18 protein-coding genes and 2 pseudogenes are annotated in these 18,157 nt (G+C 68.7%); 4 read left to right on the plus strand and 16 right to left on the minus strand.

The window, feature by feature from the left end; genetic code table 11:
* Positions 1-1,660 precede the first annotated feature (1,660 nt).
* Positions 1,661-2,323, minus strand: coding sequence for a transposase (locus RV986_RS52595; RefSeq protein WP_475924779.1), 663 nt, complete (start codon positions 2,321-2,323; stop codon positions 1,661-1,663).
* 20 nt (positions 2,324-2,343) lie between these two features.
* The gene (locus RV986_RS52600) at positions 2,344-2,739 is read right to left on the minus strand and encodes a hypothetical protein (RefSeq protein WP_475924780.1); all 396 of its coding nucleotides are present in this window, start codon (positions 2,737-2,739) and stop codon (positions 2,344-2,346) included.
* Between the two features lie 279 nt (positions 2,740-3,018).
* Between RV986_RS52600 and RV986_RS52605 the strand changes: the two are divergent.
* A pseudogene (locus RV986_RS52605) lies at positions 3,019-3,225 on the plus strand (IS982 family transposase); the annotation flags it as partial.
* Positions 3,226-3,304: 79 nt separating this feature from the next.
* Here the strand turns inward: RV986_RS52605 and RV986_RS52610 are convergent.
* From RV986_RS52610 to RV986_RS52645, 8 genes and pseudogenes are all read right to left on the minus strand, one after another.
* Positions 3,305-3,865 carry a dCTP deaminase gene (locus tag RV986_RS52610; RefSeq protein WP_475924781.1) on the minus strand — a complete coding sequence of 187 codons (561 nt, stop codon included), beginning with the start codon at positions 3,863-3,865 and terminating at the stop codon, positions 3,305-3,307.
* Positions 3,862-4,419, minus strand: coding sequence for an AAA family ATPase (locus RV986_RS52615; RefSeq protein ID WP_475924782.1), 558 nt, complete (start codon positions 4,417-4,419; stop codon positions 3,862-3,864). Before RV986_RS52615 ends, RV986_RS52610 begins: the two co-directional genes overlap by 4 nt.
* Before the next feature lie 3 nt (positions 4,420-4,422).
* Positions 4,423-6,273, minus strand: a complete 1,851-nt coding sequence (locus tag RV986_RS52620; RefSeq protein WP_475924783.1) for a PEP/pyruvate-binding domain-containing protein — start codon at positions 6,271-6,273, stop codon at positions 4,423-4,425.
* A gap of 335 nt (positions 6,274-6,608) precedes the next feature.
* A pseudogene (locus RV986_RS52625) lies at positions 6,609-6,977 on the minus strand (dCTP deaminase); the annotation flags it as partial.
* Positions 6,978-7,033: 56 nt separating this feature from the next.
* Positions 7,034-7,858, minus strand: a complete 825-nt coding sequence (locus RV986_RS52630; protein WP_475924784.1) for an ABC transporter permease — start codon at positions 7,856-7,858, stop codon at positions 7,034-7,036.
* Positions 7,855-8,640: an ABC transporter permease gene (locus tag RV986_RS52635; protein WP_475924785.1), complete on the minus strand. Its 786-nt coding sequence runs from the start codon at positions 8,638-8,640 to the stop codon at positions 7,855-7,857. The genes RV986_RS52630 and RV986_RS52635 overlap by 4 nt, the downstream gene beginning before the upstream one ends.
* Entirely contained in the window at positions 8,637-9,611 is a 975-nt protein-coding gene (locus RV986_RS52640) for an ABC transporter ATP-binding protein (RefSeq protein ID WP_475924786.1), read from the minus strand. The genes RV986_RS52635 and RV986_RS52640 overlap by 4 nt, the downstream gene beginning before the upstream one ends.
* A complete protein-coding gene (locus tag RV986_RS52645) occupies positions 9,611-10,300 on the minus strand; it encodes a hypothetical protein (RefSeq protein ID WP_475924787.1) in 690 nt (229 codons plus the stop codon). Before RV986_RS52645 ends, RV986_RS52640 begins: the two co-directional genes overlap by 1 nt.
* Here RV986_RS52645 and RV986_RS52650 point away from each other — a divergent pair.
* Positions 10,284-10,460: a hypothetical protein gene (locus RV986_RS52650; protein WP_475924788.1), complete on the plus strand. Its 177-nt coding sequence runs from the start codon at positions 10,284-10,286 to the stop codon at positions 10,458-10,460. The genes RV986_RS52645 and RV986_RS52650 overlap by 17 nt on opposite strands.
* Before the next feature lie 66 nt (positions 10,461-10,526).
* On the opposite strand, the gene RV986_RS52655 is transcribed toward RV986_RS52650, so the two are convergent.
* The 6 genes from RV986_RS52655 to RV986_RS52680 form a co-directional block, all read right to left on the minus strand.
* On the minus strand, positions 10,527-10,718 hold the full coding sequence (locus tag RV986_RS52655) for a hypothetical protein (protein WP_475924789.1): 192 nt from the start codon (positions 10,716-10,718) through the stop codon (positions 10,527-10,529).
* 904 nt (positions 10,719-11,622) lie between these two features.
* A complete protein-coding gene (locus tag RV986_RS52660) occupies positions 11,623-12,690 on the minus strand; it encodes a trypsin-like serine peptidase (protein WP_475924790.1) in 1,068 nt (355 codons plus the stop codon).
* Positions 12,691-13,381: 691 nt separating this feature from the next.
* Positions 13,382-13,924 carry a hypothetical protein gene (locus RV986_RS52665; RefSeq protein ID WP_475924791.1) on the minus strand — a complete coding sequence of 181 codons (543 nt, stop codon included), beginning with the start codon at positions 13,922-13,924 and terminating at the stop codon, positions 13,382-13,384.
* A 655-nt stretch (positions 13,925-14,579) separates the two neighbouring features.
* On the minus strand, positions 14,580-14,867 hold the full coding sequence (locus RV986_RS52670) for a hypothetical protein (protein WP_475924792.1): 288 nt from the start codon (positions 14,865-14,867) through the stop codon (positions 14,580-14,582).
* Positions 14,868-15,492: 625 nt separating this feature from the next.
* Positions 15,493-16,371, minus strand: coding sequence for an FAD-dependent monooxygenase (locus RV986_RS52675; protein WP_475924793.1), 879 nt, complete (start codon positions 16,369-16,371; stop codon positions 15,493-15,495).
* A complete protein-coding gene (locus RV986_RS52680) occupies positions 16,335-16,658 on the minus strand; it encodes an FAD-dependent monooxygenase (protein WP_475924794.1) in 324 nt (107 codons plus the stop codon). Before RV986_RS52680 ends, RV986_RS52675 begins: the two co-directional genes overlap by 37 nt.
* A 108-nt stretch (positions 16,659-16,766) precedes the next feature.
* On the opposite strand from RV986_RS52680, the gene RV986_RS52685 reads away from it, so the two are divergent.
* Together RV986_RS52685 and RV986_RS52690 are read left to right on the plus strand one after the other, a co-directional pair.
* Positions 16,767-17,303, plus strand: coding sequence for a TetR/AcrR family transcriptional regulator (locus tag RV986_RS52685; RefSeq protein WP_475924795.1), 537 nt, complete (start codon positions 16,767-16,769; stop codon positions 17,301-17,303).
* 373 nt (positions 17,304-17,676) lie between these two features.
* Positions 17,677-17,991, plus strand: coding sequence for a GNAT family N-acetyltransferase (locus RV986_RS52690; RefSeq protein ID WP_475924796.1), 315 nt, complete (start codon positions 17,677-17,679; stop codon positions 17,989-17,991).
* Positions 17,992-18,157: the final 166 nt, after the last annotated feature.

The following is an 18,157-nucleotide window of genomic DNA, read 5'->3' on the forward strand; positions in this document are numbered from 1 at the left end:
CCCCTGCGCGCGGCACTCGGGTAAGGGCGCGTCGGGAATACGAACACGCGCTGTATGTGCGCCGGTCGCGTGCGAAGGACCACAGCCGTCCGCGGCCCACACTCCACCTGCGTGACGACATCCCAATTACGTGCGCCCGGGCAGGCGCGCCCTGACTGTGGTCCTGCCCCCATATCACCAAGGGGAGATATATGTGATATATAACTTGAATTTATTGTTACTGCATCAAATAAACCAAGACGGGAATTTTGGAAGCCAGCCCCCGCCAGAGCAGACGACGGCGAGGCGGCGAGCTATTACGGCGTAATAGCTCGCCGGGGGAGAGGGAACACGCCGCACGGCACTACTGCCTGCTTGTCATGCCCCGACAGACCTGAGGCGGGACGGCTCCCGGCGCCAGGCTTTCTGGAACCGCAGTCCGGGGGCCTATTACGACGTAATAGCCGGAGTCGTTCCCCTCGACGGCCGAGCGCTGCCTCTCCGACGAGTGTCGGGGGGACCAGGGCTGCGCTGGCAGCATCGGGTCCGTGATCGTCGCGGGACCTCAGGTGGGCGCGCTCGATCCACGGCCCAATGCCGATCGCGACGTCGGTGCCGCTGCCGGGGCCCAGGGCTGCGGGTTCTTCAGGGCTGGAAGCAGGGTAAGGAAAGCGCCGACGGCGGCCTGGTCCTTGGGTTGAGCTGGCCGGGTATGTGACCACGGCGCTTGCCTTGGCGTTTCACTGGACCGTTCCGCGATCGGGCGGGCCCAGGGGAGGGTATGCCGCCGTCGGTGGTGCGGGGGGCAGATGCCCGTGGAGTGCGTGACGGTCTGGGTGGCGTCCGGGCTGCAGAAGAGAGGTAGTTCCATTGACCGCTCAGGTGCTGGCGAGGTCGGCGACCCGCAGCTGAACGCTGGCGGAGACGACCGAGTCGACGGTGAAGTCGTCGACGTGACCGCGCGGGAGACCAGGAGATGGCCCTCGGTGTAGCCACCGCTCCGGGCCACAGTCGCGAGGCCGTCCGCCCACTCGCAGAGGATCGTATCGTCGGCTCCGTCGAGGATGACCACGGAGAACCGGCAGCCGAACCACAGGTGTTGCCGGAGACCGGCTGCGGCAACATGGTCCGCACTGATCTTCACGCTCAACAGCTACACGCCCGGACAGACAGCTTCGCCCGTCAGGCGTTCCATCGTCCCCAGCCGATCGCCAGCCACCTCCTCGCCGCAGCGATCCGGCAGCCTTGCCGACACCCACGACCGCACCTGCATCACTTGCCAGGAGCCCCACACGTGAGCCCAGCACAAGATGAACGAGACCATATCCGCGCTGCCATGCAGCGCATCCTGACCGGCAGCCCCGAGCACTCCAACAGCGCTCTGACCATCGTCGCCCTCGCCATCGAGGCACAGGTCCCCCCATCGCCCTCACCCAGCGGCACCCCGACCTGCGTAACGAGTTCTACGCACACGTCAGAGAGCGAGGTGCTGTCCCCGACACGTAAGCCCGACTCCGCGCGGAGCTCGTCCAGCTGAAGGAAACCATCGCGAGCAAGAACGAGGAACTCGCCCGCTTGTGTGAGGACGTACCCGCACTCGTCCGCGCACTCAACCAGCTCACCGCCGAGAACGGAGCACTCCGTCGGCGTTGCAACTGCCGACCGGAGCCTGTCAACGCGATCAAGGCAGGTAGATCGTTCTATCCCTGTGCCGGGATCGTTTGATCGTCGTGTCGGAGGTCGGCGGGCTTGTTGATCCAGGCGGCCTCGGGAGTTTCGGTGGTTCGGGTGCCCCGCGGACGAATCGTTCGGGGTGCTGGCGGTAGACGCTCGTGAGGACGTCGGCGCGCATCTCGCGGAGCTGGTCGGCGAGGCCGAAGTGCACGTCGAAGGGGGTATGCATGGCTATTCCGGAGTGCCGGTGGGCGAGGTTGTACCAGTCGAAGAAACCGGTGCACCAGGCGCGGGCGTCCTCGATGCAGCCGAACCGCCCGGGAAAGTCGTGCCGGTATTTGAGGGTCTTGTACTGACTCTCCGAGTACGGATTGTCGTTGGACGTCTTGGGTCGAGAGTGCGACTTGGTGACACCCAGGTTGTTCAGCATCTGCGCGACGTTGTGGGCGATCATCGGCGAACCGCGATCCGAGTGGATCGTCAACTTGCCTTGCCGGACGGGGTACTTGGCGATCGTCGAGGACAGGAACTGCTCGGCCAGCTCCTTGTTCTCCGAGGCGGCGACCATCCAGCCGACCGTGTAGCGGCTGTAGATGTCGATGATCGTGTAGAGGCAGAAATAGCTGCCCTTGACCGGGCCCTTCAGCTTCGTGATGTCCCACGACCACACCCGGTTGGGTGCGGTGGCGATCAGCTCGGGCTTCTTGCGCGGCGGATGCGTGGCCTGCGGCGCCGTTCGCGGACCTCGCCGTGCTTGCGCAGGATCCGGTACATCGTCGCCTCCGAGCACAGGTAGATGCCGCGGTCCAGCAGCACCGCGCAGATCTCGGCAGGCGCCATGTCGACGAACTCGGCCGAGCGCAGCACGGCCAGGACCTTCGCCTCCTCCGTCTCTGTCAGAGCCCGCGGATGCCGCTTGCGCTCCCGCTTCTGCCGCACCGGAGCCGGGGACCTGCGGTGGTGCCGATACCAGGTCGCCCGGCTCAGGCCGAGCGCGGCGCACGCCTGCACCCGTCCCACCAGCAACGACAGCGATTCCAGGGCCTTGGCGCGGGCGGCCTCGAAGACCCCTCCCGCTGCCGTCACGGCTTCTCGCCCGTCGTCCCGTCGCTGCCCGTGGCGAGTTGATCCAGCAGCGCGGAGAGTTGCCCGACCTGATCGCGAAGGCGCTCGCTGCCGCCTTCGGCGATGACATCGTCGATACCGGCCCGGACGCGTGAGAAACACCCTCCGAGCACTCGGCTGAAGCGACCGACGCCCGCCAAGTAGAACGCGCAGCCGCATCCCACGGCGTCTCGGCGAGGGCTGGACGAGTAGTTCCGTTTGCAGGGTTCACGAACTGGGGAGGGTGTCCAACATCGGGTTGTGACGGCCGAGTTGGACACCCTCCTGACCGCACTGTACGTGCGCGTCGATGACCGTTTGAAGACCCCGCGGTGGCGTGGCCGGCCGCCCCGGCCGACCGATGCGGAACTGGTCACCCTGGCCCTGGCCCAGGCACTGCCGGGCTTCCACTGCGAGGCCCGCCGGCTGCGCTTCGCCCATGCCCACCTGCACGGCCTGTTCCCCTACCCGATCAGGGACGGGTCATCCAGCGATGCCGCTCCCTTCACCGTGGGCGGCCCGGCCTGGGCCGGTTCCGCTTCGGTTGCTACCCGCTGGGCTCGGACCTCCCGGTTCCGGCGGGGCGGCAGCCAGGGCGCTCCATGTGCAGTCGGGAGACAACGGCGGAGGAGGATCCGGTGTACTTGCCGTGGTATTCCATGGGCGCGCCCTGCATCGTCCAGAAGGCGAGCTTGCCGATGACCATGCCGGGATAGACCCGCACGGGGTGCGCCACCTTGATCTCCAGGGTCCAGGGGAACACGGCGCCGCTGTGTCCGAGCGGAGCGGAGAACTGTATCCAGATGCCGAGTGTCGAGGTCGACCTGCTCGCGTGGAGGGTGGCCGCGTAGTGCGGGCTGCCCATGGCCTCCATGGTGCGGCCCAGGTAGAAGCGGCCCGGTTCCAGCACCGTTCCCTCGGGGCGGATCGTCACCCCCGTGGCTTTCGGCGGCTCGAAGCAGTCGATGACGTCCTGTTCGTACCAGAGGATTTCGTTCGCCAGCCGGAATCCGTAGCTGTTCGGCTCGATTCGCTCCACGGCGAAACCGTCGATGTGAATGCGGCCGGCCCGTACCACCGAGAGGATCTTTGACCCGCTGAGGATCACAACCAGCTCCGCAGTACCTCGTGGACGGTGTTCCGGTAGGTCTCAAGGCCGCCGCTGTTGTCGACGAGCGCGTCCGGGACGATGAGGTCGATCCCTCGGCTCGACCGGTCCGCCCGGGAGAGGTCGGCACGTTCCGCGAGCCGCTTGTGACGCAGCGCCTCGTCACAGGTGACGCGCAGGAACCGGAAGCCGTGGCCGCGCAGTGCGGGGTCGTCGACATACGGGTCGCGCAGGTCGTCGTTGACGACCAGGTCGGCCTCGATGGCGGTCAGGCGGGCGACGAAATCCGCGGCGATGGCGTCGGGCCGTATCCGGCGCAGGGCGTCCGCCAATGCCTCCATGAGCGCCTGGTCCTGGGCCCCGGCCGCGAGCGGCACACCCGCCGTCCGGTACACCTGTTCCTGGAGGTCGTACAGCGGTTTGGCAAGTTTCACACGGGCGTGGCTCAGCCCGTTGTCGCGGGCGAACTCCCCGATGAGCGAGGCGCAGGTGGACTTGCCCGCGCCGGTCAGGCCGAAGACCGATATGTGCAGCCGCTCGCGGATTCCGTTCACGGTTCACCTCGCCGCATCGCGTCTGGTGCCTTCGGCGGGCTCGTTGGTGTCGTCCATGATCGCTGTCCCCCTTCGGCCGGCCGTGGTGACCGTGCCGTCGCTGATCACTGCCGATGTGCCCGTGATGCCTGTGGCGGTCACTGCCGGTACTCCCGCTTCGCGCAGCAGGATGGCCAGATGCCCCAGTGCGGATCCCTGGTCGAAGACGAAACCGGCGACATGGCCGATGAGTACGGAGAGCACCGCGTACGGTCGGGACGCGCAGACGATCGGTTTCTCGCCGCACGCCGCGACCTTCCCGATGATCCGGGCCAGGCCCTCGTGCCCGCTGACGTCCCGGTACTTGGCGACGCTCACCGCGGGGCCGATCGACAGCCGCCGCAGCAAGGCGTCGTCCTCCAGGCGCAGCAGGGGACCTCGTGCCGTCCCCGGTGAGACGCACACCGTGCCGCTGACGACCGCCACCGCATCGTGCCCTCCGAGCGGCGAGTAGTCGACGAAGTACAGCCGTCCGTCCTCCAGCACCCACTCCAGTGTCACCTGGCCGTACTCGTCGTCCATGGCCGCTGTGAAGCGGGCGATCTCCTCCAGGTGCGGAAGCAGTACGGCGCCGCTTCGCGGAGCCGTGATGTTGCCTTCCGCCTCGAATCCGCGCGCCACGTCGTCCACCACGATCGCCTCGGCCCCGGCGGTGCCGCGGTTGAGCGCCATCAGACCCTCGTCGGTGTACTCGACGACCAGGCCGTCGCCCGTCCTGCGGGAGATCATCCCCAGATCCCCGCGAACGAAGTCGCGCACCACCACCGCGTGCAGCGCCTCCGAGCCGGCTCCCGATCCAGTGGTCCGGATCAACTGGCTGAGGACGTCCTCCTTGGGAACCACGATCTGGCGGAGTGTGTCCCCGAAATCCAGTACGCATTCGTCCGAGCCGCCGGCGAGGCACTTCCTCAACCGCTCGGCGGTGGGCCCCCGCAGGCCGATCCCGTTGAACTGGACGATCCAGCCGGCGCCGACGGACACACCGCAGTCGTGCGCCATACGGTATGCGGGTTCCCGTTTGGCCGTGTAGCCGCTGTAGACGCCTGCCACCTCGCCGAGGTGGAAGGAGGAGGGCAGTTCGTCGAAGTACAGCCGATACGCCTCGGCACGGGGCTCCTGGGAGACATGGGCCCGCTCGCGTCGGGACGTGAGGGGGCGGATCTGGATCAGGTGGACTCCCTGGTCATCGGCGGCCCACTCCACATCGACGTCGTGTCCCCGCAGTTCGCGCAGGGACCGGGCCATGCCGGTCACCTCGGCGAGCACACCGCGGTCCAAGGTGTTGTCCCCCGCGGGCGGGCCCTCCAGGTCGTCCGAGGTGGTCGTCCGAGGCACGGCGATCCCGGAGACCAGCTCATCGGCCAGGCCCTCGACGTACTCGATCACCACGCGGTCGTCCTGCGTGCCGTCCAGCCCGGTGAATGCCACTCCCGCCCATCGAGGCCGCACCAGAACCTGGACCACCACCGCGAGCCGTGGGGCGGAGTCGAAATCACCGGCCCGGACGCGGGCGGCCACCGCCGACGGCTCGTAGTACGACCGCCAGCACCGCTCGATGGCGGTGAGCGTGTCGTCCACCCCGCGGACTCCCAGAACCGACTGGTGTATGCCGGCCAGGCTGGAGCCCTCCTTGTCCTCGTCCAGCCCGGAGGAACGGACCGCCAGCTCCACACTTTCCGGATCTTCGAAGACGTCCCGCCGGCGAGCCGCGAGCAGTTCGCGGGCCCGGTGCGGAAGTCGCACTCCGCCCGCGATCCGCTGGATCTCGGCCACCGATTCGGTGAAGAACGCCCCGACGGTGGACTGTAGATCCACGAAGGTTCCGCGAGCGCGCGGTTCTGTTCGTCCGTCAGCGCGTCACAGAACTCGTCGGCGGGAACGCAGAACGCCCGCGGCACTCGGAAGCCGCGGCTGGACCGCGCGAGTTCCGCGAATTTCGGCCCGACCTCGGTGACGTCGACACTCGCACCCAGTCCGGGAAACCGCTGCCGCGCGAACTGCTTGTCGAAGTCGACGTGGAGGTCACTGGAACGAGGGCCGACCGCCCCCTGGTACTTCCCGTCGTACAGGACGATCTCACCCTGCGGGCGCCACCACATCATCTGTCCGATGTTCATTCCCGGATAGATCCGTACGCGGTTCATCGTGTACAGCTGAAGCGTCCACTGCCCGGTATAGCCGATGTCACCGAGGCTTGCGGAGAGGTTGATGAACAGACCGAGGCGGGCGACCGAGGAACGGGCCGCGAATGTCGGTGCGTAGTGCTCGCTGCCCAGCACCTCGACGGTGTGGGCGAGATACAGTCTGCCCGGTTCGAGCACATGCCCGTCGTCCTGGATCTCGATCTCCTCGTAGTGGTTCGAGGTCCGGGCATCGAGCGGCTCCTGCTGGTAGACACGCAGGGTTCTCCCCAGGCGGAAGTTGTAACTGTTGGGATTCAGGTGTTCCGGGATGAACGGGTCGATGACGATACGGCCGTTCGCCCATTCCCGTTCTATTTCGGCCCCAGTGAGAATCATGTTCCCCCTAATCCGCTTGTTCAGGGCGCGGGACGACTCCGTTCGGCTGTCGTGTCTCAGGTCAGGAAGAGTGCCGCTCCGTCTCGCCGGCTGCGACGCGCCCGCCACTCCAGCACCGCGAGTGCCGCGGCGAGCCAGCACGCTCCGACGATCGCCTCCAACCCGGCCTGCACAACCGTCCGCGTGTCCGCCGCCCCCGCCGCGACCTGGCGGATGGCTTGCAGCCCGTGCGTCAGCGGGAGCACGTCGCCGGCGCGGTGGAGCACCGGGCCGAGAGCGCTCGTCGGCACCTCGGGACCGCTGAGAATCATGATCACGGCCGCAGTCGCGTTCGACACGACGTTGCGCAGGTCCGGCGCGGTCAGCACCAGCGAGCCCAGAAACAGGCCCAGACAGTAGCTCGTCTTCGCGATGAGCGCCACGAGCAGGGCGATCAGCACCACCGAGTCCACGGTCAGGCGCAGGCCCACTACCGGGCCGAGGATGAGGAGGGCTCCCATGCCGCAGGCCACGCCGTCCGGCAGCCAGAACAGGCTCCGCCCCAGCAGGACCAGCGACGGAGCGCTCGGCGAGGCGACCAGCAGGGGCAGTGTGCCGTTGCGTGGCTCCCAGGTGGTCGAAGCGGTGGCCATCAGGCCGTGCAGCGTCACCAGCAGCGCGGCATTGCCGATCAGCAGGTACCGTGATTGGCCGGGCCCGAGGAGGTCGCCGATGGTGGTGAAGAACAGCACCTGGGCGAGCATCCGGACGAACCAGCCGAGCAGCCAGGTCTTCCAGGTGAACACGGCGCTGTGGTCGGCGGCCCCGGCAAGCACCGCCCAGCGCAGCACCTGGACCCGGCGGTGGCGCTCGCCCGCGGCAGCGCCGTTCTTCCCGGTCATCGCAGACCCACCGTTCCGGTCTCCCGGACTTTTCGTACGACCTTGGCCAGCAGCATCCGTCCGGCCAGCCCGGTGATCAGTCCGAGGACGAGAACAGCGGCGATCCGCCAGGCCACGCCGGTGACGGGAGCCGGGCGCAACGCGGCGCGCAGCAGGTCGGAACACCAGGAGAGGTAGACGAGCCGGCCGATGGGATGGGTCCATTCCGGCAGCCTGTCGAGGGGGACGAACACGCCGCCGAGCAGCAGCATCGGATAGCTCAGGGAATTCTGGAACGTACGCGCCGTACGCGTCGCCACGAACAGCGCCGCCATCAGACACGCGGCGCCCGCGGAGGCGATCGCGGTGACGAACAGGCCCAGGAGAAAGACGAACGGGTGGCGCACCTCGGGGACGATGCCGAAGCCGAGCATCGCGACGACGGCCACCTCCAGCACCGCCAGCAGGCTGATCGCGGTGGTCACCCAGATCCTGCTGAGGACCACCCGGGCGAAGTCGACCGGGGCCGCGATGAGCAGCTCCAGCGTGCCCGTCCACCGGTCGAGGTCGATGATCTCCCCGGAGATCATCATCGCCATGCTCCAGACCGTCATCAGCACCGGTGCGAGCAGTCCGTAGGCGATGAGCTGCGGCTGGTCGCTCTGGCGTACCAGAAGCAGGAAGACCGCGGCGAGCAAGGGGGTACGGACCAGGTCCAGGAGGTAGTCGCGGTGGGTGAGCACAAGCCGTCCCTGGAATCGGCCGGCCGCGGCGAGCAGGATCCGCCGGCCACCTGGTCTCACCTCAGCACCACGCTGCGCCGGGCGCCCCGGTGGACGAGCCGGAGGTAGACCTCTTCGAGGCCGGGCAGTTCGGTCCGCACCTCGGTGACGCCCTCCGCGACCACGAAGGCCAGCACCGGGCCGACGGCTTCCTTGCTCTCGACCGAGATGACAGCCGCGCCGTCGTCGTCGGAATCCGCCTCCACCCCGACCACACCCGGCAGGGCGCGCACGCGGTCCAGCACGACCGGGTCGGCCCGGACCCGGACCCGCTCACCCTGCGCGACCAGCCGGGCCAGTGTCCTCGGCGCCTCGGCCGCGACCACCCGGCCGTGGTTGATCATGGTGACGCGGTCGCAGAGCTGCTCCGCCTCGCGCAGGTCGTGGGTGGCGAGCAGCACCGTACGGCCCTCCCCGGCCAGTCGGCCGATCATCTCGCGCAACTGGCGCGCGGCCAGCGGATCCAGTCCGCTGGTGGGCTCGTCGAGCAGCAGGACACGCGGGTCCCCGACCATTCCCCGGGCCAGGTGCAGGCGTTGCCTCATGCCGACCGAGTAGGTCTCCACCCTGTCGTCACCCCGCTCGGACAGACCCAACTCGGTGAGGAGTGTCTCGGCCCGGCCACGCCCGGCCGCGGCGGACAGCCCGTACAGGGCCGCCCAGTAACGCAGGTTCTGCATGCCCGTCAGTCGCGGGTACAGGCCACGTTCGCCGCCGAAGACGATGCCGAGCAGCGGACGGATCCGCCGGTAGGCGGTTGCCACGTCGTGTCCGTGCACACGGGCGCTGCCGGAGGTCGGCAGCAGCACTGTCGAGAGGATTCTCATCAGGGTGCTCTTGCCGGCGCCGTTCGGACCGAGCAGCCCGTGCACCTCCCCGTGCCTGACCTCGATCGAGACGTCTTCGAGGGCGGTGACGGGTGCGCCGCGGCGCACCCGGTACTCCCGCCGCAGCCGGTAGGTCTCGACGGCGAGTCCGCTGCTGTCCGGCATCACGGTCCGATTCCGACGGAGTCGGTGGCATCGCTGGAATCGGCCGGTGGAGGGACTGCCTCGTCCAGCCACGACTGCCTCGCGACACCGGAGACCATGAGGTAGGAGCCGATCGGGGTACGGGCGACCAACTGGCGGCCGACGTCTTCGAGGGACAGTTGGTGCGCCGGCGCATCGTCCAGGGGGACGCCGAACAGCGGCACGCGCATGGCGAGCAGGCGCCGGGCGCCGACCCGTCGGTGCACCAGGTCGGAGGCGGCGTCCGTGAAGCGGCCACCGTCATCATCGACCCCCGACTGCGCGGCGAGGGCCAGCGCCCTGACGGGGTTGCCCCACCACGCCGCCGCGCGGGCCACCTGCAGCGCGCGCTCCCGTGCAGCAGCCGCCCGCGTGTGCGGCAGCACCACCGCCGGGGGCCAGCCGAGGCGGCGCATCCCGCGCATCGCCTCGCGCCACTCCGGCCAGAGACCGGTCATGGCGAGGCCGGCACGCACCCCTTGCACGTCCGCCTCGTCCAGGCGCTCCAGGAGCAGGGCCAGGTCCAGCAGGTCGCGTGAGCGAACACGCTCCCAACGCTCCGCCAGCAGGGCGACCGTGCTCGCCGCCAGTGCGGAGTGCGAAGGGCGGGCGAGCTGCCACGCCCCCCGGCGCATGTTCGTCACGATCTCCGCCGTGACCAGCCCGACCACGTGGGGCTCCGCCAAGGGCGACTCCGCCGACCGCCTGTGCAGCTCCGTGAACAGGTGGTGGGGGACGGTCTCACCGCGCCGGGCCGGGGCGACGGTGAAGCCCCTCGGCGCCCAGCCGTCACGCGCCAGGTACCGCGCGCAGGCCCAGAAGTCCTCGTAGCGCGAGCAGACGATGTCGAGGTCGCCGCCGAGCGGAGCACCGTACGCGGGTAGATGTCGGCGATCGTCATGCCCTGACGAGGCGGGCGCCGGGCGCGACCTCCCTCAGCTCCCGCCATATCCGCCGGTAGTACTCGGCGCGCTCCCGCCACGCCGCCATCTCCGCGGCCTCGTCGCTGGTGAGGTTCTCGCCGTCCGCGGACCACAGGCTGAGCAGGGTCGCGGCGAGTTTGTGCCCGCCACCGCGGGCGACGCGCAAAACAGCGTCGCGAGGGCGCCGGTGCGGAGGCCCCAGAAGGGAAAGAACCATTTCGGTCGTCACTTCGGTCAAGGCTGGCCTCCGCCGCGATGTGCGAACTCTCAATGGGGTCTGCAAACGGTGACCGAAGAAAGGCACGATCAGGATCCCCGGCCCAGGAAAAAACCGGCTTGCGAACCCTGATCGCCCCCCACCGCAGTGGCTAGTTTTTCGGCCTCGGGCGGACCCGAACCCTCTTGACACTGGCGAACCCGATGCTCTCTTCGACGAACATGTTGCGCTCCTTTATTCACTCGGTCGAGAACGAAGTGTGCCTCGGCGTATTACGCCATCCAAGTCCATGGCAATGAAGCATGCACCTGGTCAATGATTGCCTGGGAAATGGTATGTCGGTCTTGAATGGTCAGGTCCGCCGGGGCACCGGCTTGTCGACGAAGAAAACCAAGCGGTCTTCGCGGATCGCGCAGGCAGAGCGCAGACGACGCTGCTGTTGTCCCGTACACACCATCGTCTGCCTCTCGATCGTTGCCCCCTTCTCGTGGGAAGACTGCCGGAGCGGTGACGGGCAGGCCCCGCCGGTCGACAACTCCACCTTCCCGGGGAACGACGGGCGCCGTCTTCGTGACATGTGGGTAAACCGCCGGCAGAGGGCGGCGCGGTCTTCACCCGATCTCACAAAGACGCCTCCCGTGAGCGGCATGGGCACCCCTGTGTCGGCGGCGCCGACGGCCTGGCACGGGCCGGGGCGCCCCGGACACGGCCCGATCCTCGACCGCGGACCGGCGCTCACGGATGGAGACCGCGTCCTTGATCTGCGACCGCCACTGCCCGGTGACGGTGTGTTGGACGCCGCCCCGGCCCCCGCCCCGCCCCGGCCCCCCGGGCTCCTCCCCGGAGCGGGTTATCAGGTGGTGACGGCCTCCGCGTAGTAGTACAGGCCGGCTTCGAGGTCGCCGAAGTACTCGCCGTACACGGGGTCGGTGGGGAGACGGGTGCACGCGGCGTCGTTGCAGTAGATGGCGGACGAGACGCTGTTGACGTACCCGTAGCCGATGCCCGGGTCGTAGTCCAGCATCCACGGGCCGCCGCTGGCGCCCGGGGTGAAGGGACAACTGCGCATCAGGATCTGGGTGCTGGTGGCCTGGGCGGTGCGGCCTGCGCAGGACAGCTGCTGGAGGTTGCCCTGGTAGTTGCCCTGGGCGGGGTAGCCGAAGACCGTCATGTCCAGGGACGCGGGCTGGTTGACGATCAGCCCGTTGCCGCCGACCACGTACAGGATCGGGGTGCCGCCGAGGTCGGTGGCCATGATGGCCATGCCGATGTCGGTACCGGGAGTGAACTTGTCGTTGATGTACGCGGTGGGGGCGGCCAGGTTCTCCGCCACCCAGTAGCCGAACTGCGCGCTGCCGTTGCTGTAGTCGGGTACGAACACCCAGCCCTGCATCCAGCCGACGGGGGTACCGGCGTCGGTGTGGCTGTACACGCAGTGCGCCGCGGTCTGCACCAGCTTGCCCTTGGGGCTGCTGACCACGGCCGCCGAGCACTGCTGCTCCCTGCCGTCGCGCGGGTCGATGAAGTACACCTTGCCGACCGCGAGCGCCGACGACGGAGCGACCGAGTTCGCCCGGGCCCGGGTGCTCGCCGGCGCCGTGACGGGCTCGGTGACGACCTTCGGCGCCCGCGCGCCGTCCTGCGTGCGGGAGGCGTGTGCGGCGGGCCCGGTCACTCGCGGGGCGTGCGCCGGGGTGGCGGCCCGCATGCGCTCCGGGGTCCAGTACTTGATCACGTCGGCCTTGGTGGCGGCGTCGTCGATCACCCGGCCGTCGGCGGTGCGCGCCGCGCTGGAGGCGAAGTCGCTGCCCGCCGTCGCCGTCTGCCCGGCCGGTGCGGCGTGGGCGGGAGCGATGGCGAGCGTGGCGGTGGCGGCGACGCCCGCGAGCGCGGCGAGGAATCTCGCACTCAGTGTTCGCATGCCTCGTCCTTTCGTCGGAATGGTTCGGAACGCGGGGTACGTAAGTGCGCGACGGCCTTCCAGCGGGAAGCGGGCACGGTCTTCGTGACAACCGGTGAAAGCGCAGCCCGGTGCCGGCGGTGGTATGTAAGGTTCCGCAAAACCAGCGCTCGAACGGGAGGCAGCCGGGACCGGGCGCTGATGTTCGACATGGCGGAGAAGCTGGACCGCCGATCCGACCCCGTCCGACCCGCCCTCCGGCGGCCCGACGCCCGCCCCGATCAACCGGTTCTCCCAGTGGGTCGGCTTCGGCAACCAGGGTCAAATCCGGCTGCGGTGAGTTTCTCGTACAGCCAGCGCCGGAACGAGCATCATGCCCGCCCCGGAACCGGAGCTCCTCTTCGTCGTCATGACCCGCGACCGGCCCGAGGATGCGGCATCCGGCGCGGACTCAGCGGATGACGGGAACCGGCGGGCCGATGCTGACGGGCGGGCAGCCGAGGGGGTGCCGGCCGGCGAAGGCCCGGTGGGCGCAGTCAGCACTGGCTGCCATGCGCGAAAGAGGGGGTCCGGGACTTTGGCATGGGCCTCCGCACGCCGATCCTTTCGCAGACTTACGCCCGCGACCAGCGCGAGCACCCCGGACGCGGCGGCGTCACCGTATCCGGCGTCTGCGACGGCCAGCGGAACCTCAAGCCCCCAGGAGCGGGTCTCATCGAGCATGTCCAGGACTCGCCCTCCGTCGGCCCGTCGGGACTGGCCGGCTCTTCCCCGGCCGGTGCCTCGGTCTCGGCAGCGCGACGTCCGGCAGCGGCGTGGTCTGCTCGCCGACGGACAGCATCAGCAGCGGCACGAACAGCCGGCCGTCGAACAACCCGGCCTTCTCCAGCCGCTCGAACTCCCGGCCGCAGCGCCACCCGGTGCCCCACACGCCGTTAGTGGTGAGCTCGGAAATGTCGATGCCGTGTATGCGGGCACCCTCGATGAGCCGCAGCATGGCCCGCGGCGCCGTGAACGGCTCCCCGCCGGTGATCGCGATGCTCGGCAGACCGATCGCATCGAACTGCCGCAGCAGGAAGCTGATCTGCCCATCCGTCAGGGTGCAGCCCTCCGCGAGCGGCAGCGCCCCCATCCCGCACGAGGGGCAGACGTCATTGCACTTGGTGGTCAGCTCCGTCTCGATCCGCATCGGCAGGTACGGCGCCGCCGCATCCAGGCCGGCCCGCGCCCAGCGCTCACGGACGCGTTCGAACACGTCGCCCCTCTTCACCGCGTACTTCCCGCGGTAGGGCACCACGGGCCCGCGGCCCTCGGTGAACAGATGCCTGATTTCGCCTCTGTCGGGAGTGGTGTCCTCAGCCGGGTCGATGTGGAGTGCCGAACTCCTGGTCGGTGAGCGTCCCGAGCAGGGGCTGTGCAGCGATAGGAGCGGTGTGGGGGGTCTCCGCACAAGGGGCCGGAGTCTGGGCCAGGAGTGATCCAGATGCCGGTCCACCGCGGGTGGCGGTCGGTGATGGGATTGCCGCACTGCGCGCAGAGCACGGCTGGGACGTCGTGTTGGCGCAGTAGGCGGGCAAGTCCGGCCGGCTGGAGCTCGGGGACGTGATCGTAGTAGTCGAGCACGCCGGACATGGTCCGGGAGCAGTTCCACGCGGCGGTGTCGACGGTGTCCTCCAGGTGATGTCCGGGCCGACCGGGTGGAGGAGACGCCATCCGAACACCGGCATGCCCGGCCCGTGCGGTTCCGGCTTCTCGTGGAAGGACTGCAGAACAGGGGCGGTGTAGTCGGGGCGGACTTTGCGGATCTCAGCGGACGGGGCAGGCAGGGCCGTCCCGTGGCCCGGCAGCTCTCCGGAGGCGAGTGCTCTGGGTCGACGGCGGAATCGTCATGCAGTCGCCGACCGGTTGTGTCACTGGAGGGAGTGGTTTCGAGCCGACTCCTGCCGCTGCTGGTGCTGCTCGTTCCAGAGGTCGGCGAGCTCGCCGAGTGCGCTGATGGTGCGGCCGAGTTCCCAGAGCAGGTAGATGCTGGCTCCGGCGAATGGGATCCACTCACCCCAGTGGAGGATGAGAACCGGCATATACAGCAGGCCGACCAGGACAAGTAATTTGACGAAGAGCTCGGCCCTGTACGTCTGTTTGCGTTCGACGATGACATGCTCTCCGCGGCCGTGGATCCACTGCAGGCGCGATCTCATGACTACCCCCTCAGGCTCTGCTCGGTGTAGGCGACGACGACCACGGTGCGCAGGGCGGTGACGAGTACAGGGTGCGAACCTGCTCGACGCCCGATGAACGGAACCGTGGCCACCGCTGGCTGCCAGTCTCACGGTGCGTGCAGCCCCAAGCCAGGTTCGTCGGAGGAGTTCCGCACATCTCCATACGATCACCGCGAATGGCGGGCTGCGTTCCGGGCAGGCCCGACAGCGGCTGCGGTGACTCCCAAACTTGTTGACATTGATCACGCTGTCCCGTCTCCCGTGATCTGGTTTGTGGGCGGCCCTGTGACCTGCGGCGACCAGATCGGCTGAGATGCCGGGTTGCCGGAAATCTCAATTAATCTGGTTCCGGATTCACGGCTAGCGGGGGGTGTCTCAGGTGATCTGGTTCGGCCCAAGGAAGCGTCGATAGAGTGTCGCCGTGCCGTATCCGCCGATGCCGCTTCATCTCAAAACCGCCCGGCTGACGCTGCGTCCGTGGGTCGAGGCCGACTGATAGTGGCCAGTTGCGATTCCCCATTGGCGGCCAGTCAGCGGGGAGATAACTGGCCGCGATTGACTACGCAGCGTCGCCGAAGCGGGGCTTGGTGGGCGTCGGGCTGGCTCAGGCGGCCCGACGGTAATCGGGCAGGGCGCGGGCGTTCCTGGCCTGGATGCGGCGTTCCACCGTGCCGGCGAGTTTCATCAGCGGCAGGCGGGCCACGATGTCGCGGGCGCACCGGCCGCCCTCGGTCTTGGGGACCATGAGGCGGACGTTGGGGCCGATCTGCTGTTTTTTGTCCACCAGGGCACGGTGGGCGTCGTAGCGGGCGAAGGCGGCCCGGTGGTCGCCTCCTGCGACGGCGAGTTCCCCAGCGAGGCGGTAGGCACCGACCAGGGCTAGTTCCGCGCCCGCGCCTGAGGCGGGCGACGCGCACCAGGCGGCGTCGCCGACGAGCGCGACCCGGCCGTTGGACCAGGAGTCCATCCGCACCTGCCCCAGAGCGTCGAAGTAGAACTCGGGGTCGGCAAGGGCCGAGTCGAGCAGTTCCCTGGTCCGCCAGGACTCCTCGTCCGCGAACATCTTGCTGATCAGGCGCTTGTGCTCGCCGACATCCCGAGGGTCGTAGTCCAGCGGCGCGGAGCGGAAGATGAAGTACGCCTTGGCCTGGGCGTGGTTTCCGGACCGGTAGATCCCGGTCATCTTGCCCGGCGTGTTGAACATCGTCACCCAGCGGTCCTCGCCGAGTGAGGCATCGGCGTTGGCGAAGGCGAAGTAGTGGTCCTTGTACTCGATGAAGCTCTCCTCTGGCCCGAAGGCGAGCCGGCGGACGTTGGAGTGCATGCCGTCGGCCCCGACGACGAGGTCAAAGCGGCGGGTCGGCGCGTGATCGAAGGTGACCGTCACGCCGTCGTGGTCCTGTTCCAGGCCGCGGATCGTATCGCCGAGCAGGATCTCCACGTCGGTCACCTCGTGCAGCAGCGCCACAAGGTCACCGCGCATGATTTCGACGGAGGCCGGGTCCCGGTGTCGATGCGGGCGACGGCCTGGTCGGCGGCGTCGACGAACTTCATGCCCTGCACGTCGGTGGCCAGGTCGCGGACCCGCGCCATGAGCCCCATCCGCTCGACCACTTCAACGGCGTTGTCGCGCACGTCCACCCCGTTGCCGCCGGTGCGCAGCGCCGGGGCGCGCTCGACCACGGTGGGCTTGAAGCCGTGCCGGGCCAGCCAGTGGGCCAGGGTCAGGCCGGAGATGCTCGCTCCGGAGATCAGGATCCGCTCGCTCATGGAGGACTCCCTCGCGCTAGGATAAGTGAAATGCACGTTCCAATAGAGTATGTGGAAGGGCTGTTCCAGTTGTCAACGCCTGCCGAGCCTCGACGCCGCGCCGACGCCATGCGAAACCGCCAGCTCGCCCTGAACGCGGCCACCGCTCTGCTGGCCGAACCGGGCGCGACCCTCACCGTCGAGGCCATCGCCACGCGGGCGGGTCTGGGCGCCGCGACCGTCGTGCGCGCCTTCGGCGGCAAGGACGCCCTCCTGGATGCCGCCGTCTCCCGCCTGCTCGAACCGGTCGTCCAACGCGCCCGCGACCTGCTCGCCGAGACCACGCCCTACCCGGCCCTGCGCACCTTCCTCCGCGAACTGATCGCCTTCCAGTCCGCGCACCACGCAGTCAACGACCAGCTGGGCGGCCTGGACCTGCCCGCCACCACAGCCCTGCGCGCCGACCTGGTCCGCGTCGTGGAGGAGATGATCGAAGGGGCGCGCCGCGACGGCGCGGTCCGCACCGACCTCGACCCCGCCGTCACCACGACGCTCATCGGCCAGACCGCCCTGGCCGTCGCGCGCACCCAGCCACCATCGCCCGACCTCATCGACGCCTACCTGATCGTCCTGCTGGACGGGCTCAGCCCACGACCCTCGACCTAGCGCGCCAGGCCATCGCCGCGCTCCCCGCCCACCTGACCTCAACGTCCGCGCCATCGATAAAGCGCCCCGCCATACACCAAGACCAGGGCAGACCCACCCCATCGTGAAGCCTGGGAACCGTGGGCCTGAATCTCTGTACACGAGCCGCACCCACGCCACAGACCCCAGTTGGCCAGGCCATCAGGCAGCTCACTGCTGCACTCCGGGCGCGCGCCACCACCTCGGATTGACCACCCGCCAGCTACTCACGGTGACGCCGTAACCGGCCGTCCTCAGGGAATTTGGAGTGGCCGCTATCAGCCGACGCCGACGACCATCGCGCGCTCGTTGCCGAACGGGCGATGGAATGCCATCAATTGAGGACAACCGGCGGGTGATCGAGGCTCAGGCGGCTACGCCGGCGCTGACGGAGCTTGCCCTGCTGGTCATCAACCGCCGCGATGTGGGTGATTTCATCGGGTACTGCGGGCTCACAGTGGGGCGGGCTTCCGTCGACGAGCCTGAGATCGCGTACGAGTTGTTCCGGCGTGCGCACGGACAGGGCTATGCGACCGAGGCGGCCTCCGCGGTGCTCGACGCCGCGATCACGACCGGGCGGAAGCGGCTCTGGGCGACGGTGCGTTCTGGAATGCGCCGTCGTTTCGCGTCCTCGAAAAGCTCGGGTTCGAGCGCGACCATGTCTCGGTAGATGGCCGTGGCGAACTCGTGTGGCTCACTCGCTCCCTGCCGTAAGGGGCACGTTTCAGTTGCTCGAATGCGACCGGCCGAACAGCTCCGGCAGACCGGATCACCTGGGACGAGAAGCGAATCGGACCAGATCACCTGAGACCGAGACCCGGTCGATTGAGACGGGA

The sequence above is a fragment of the Streptomyces sp. RLA012 genome (genome assembly GCF_056270325.1).

Coding starts and splice junctions, on each gene's coding strand:
- RV986_RS52630 (WP_475924784.1), bottom strand. CDS start 7,858: ATGACCGGGAAGAACGGCGCTGCCGCGGGCGAGCGCCACCGCCGGGTC.
- RV986_RS52640 (WP_475924786.1), bottom strand. CDS start 9,611: ATGCCGGACAGCAGCGGACTCGCCGTCGAGACCTACCGGCTGCGGCGG.
- RV986_RS52660 (WP_475924790.1), bottom strand. CDS start 12,690: ATGCGAACACTGAGTGCGAGATTCCTCGCCGCGCTCGCGGGCGTCGCC.
- RV986_RS52670 (WP_475924792.1), bottom strand. CDS start 14,867: ATGAGATCGCGCCTGCAGTGGATCCACGGCCGCGGAGAGCATGTCATC.
- RV986_RS52675 (WP_475924793.1), bottom strand. CDS start 16,371: ATGCGCGGTGACCTTGTGGCGCTGCTGCACGAGGTGACCGACGTGGAG.
- RV986_RS52680 (WP_475924794.1), bottom strand. CDS start 16,658: ATGAGCGAGCGGATCCTGATCTCCGGAGCGAGCATCTCCGGCCTGACC.
- RV986_RS52685 (WP_475924795.1), top strand. CDS start 16,767: ATGCGAAACCGCCAGCTCGCCCTGAACGCGGCCACCGCTCTGCTGGCC.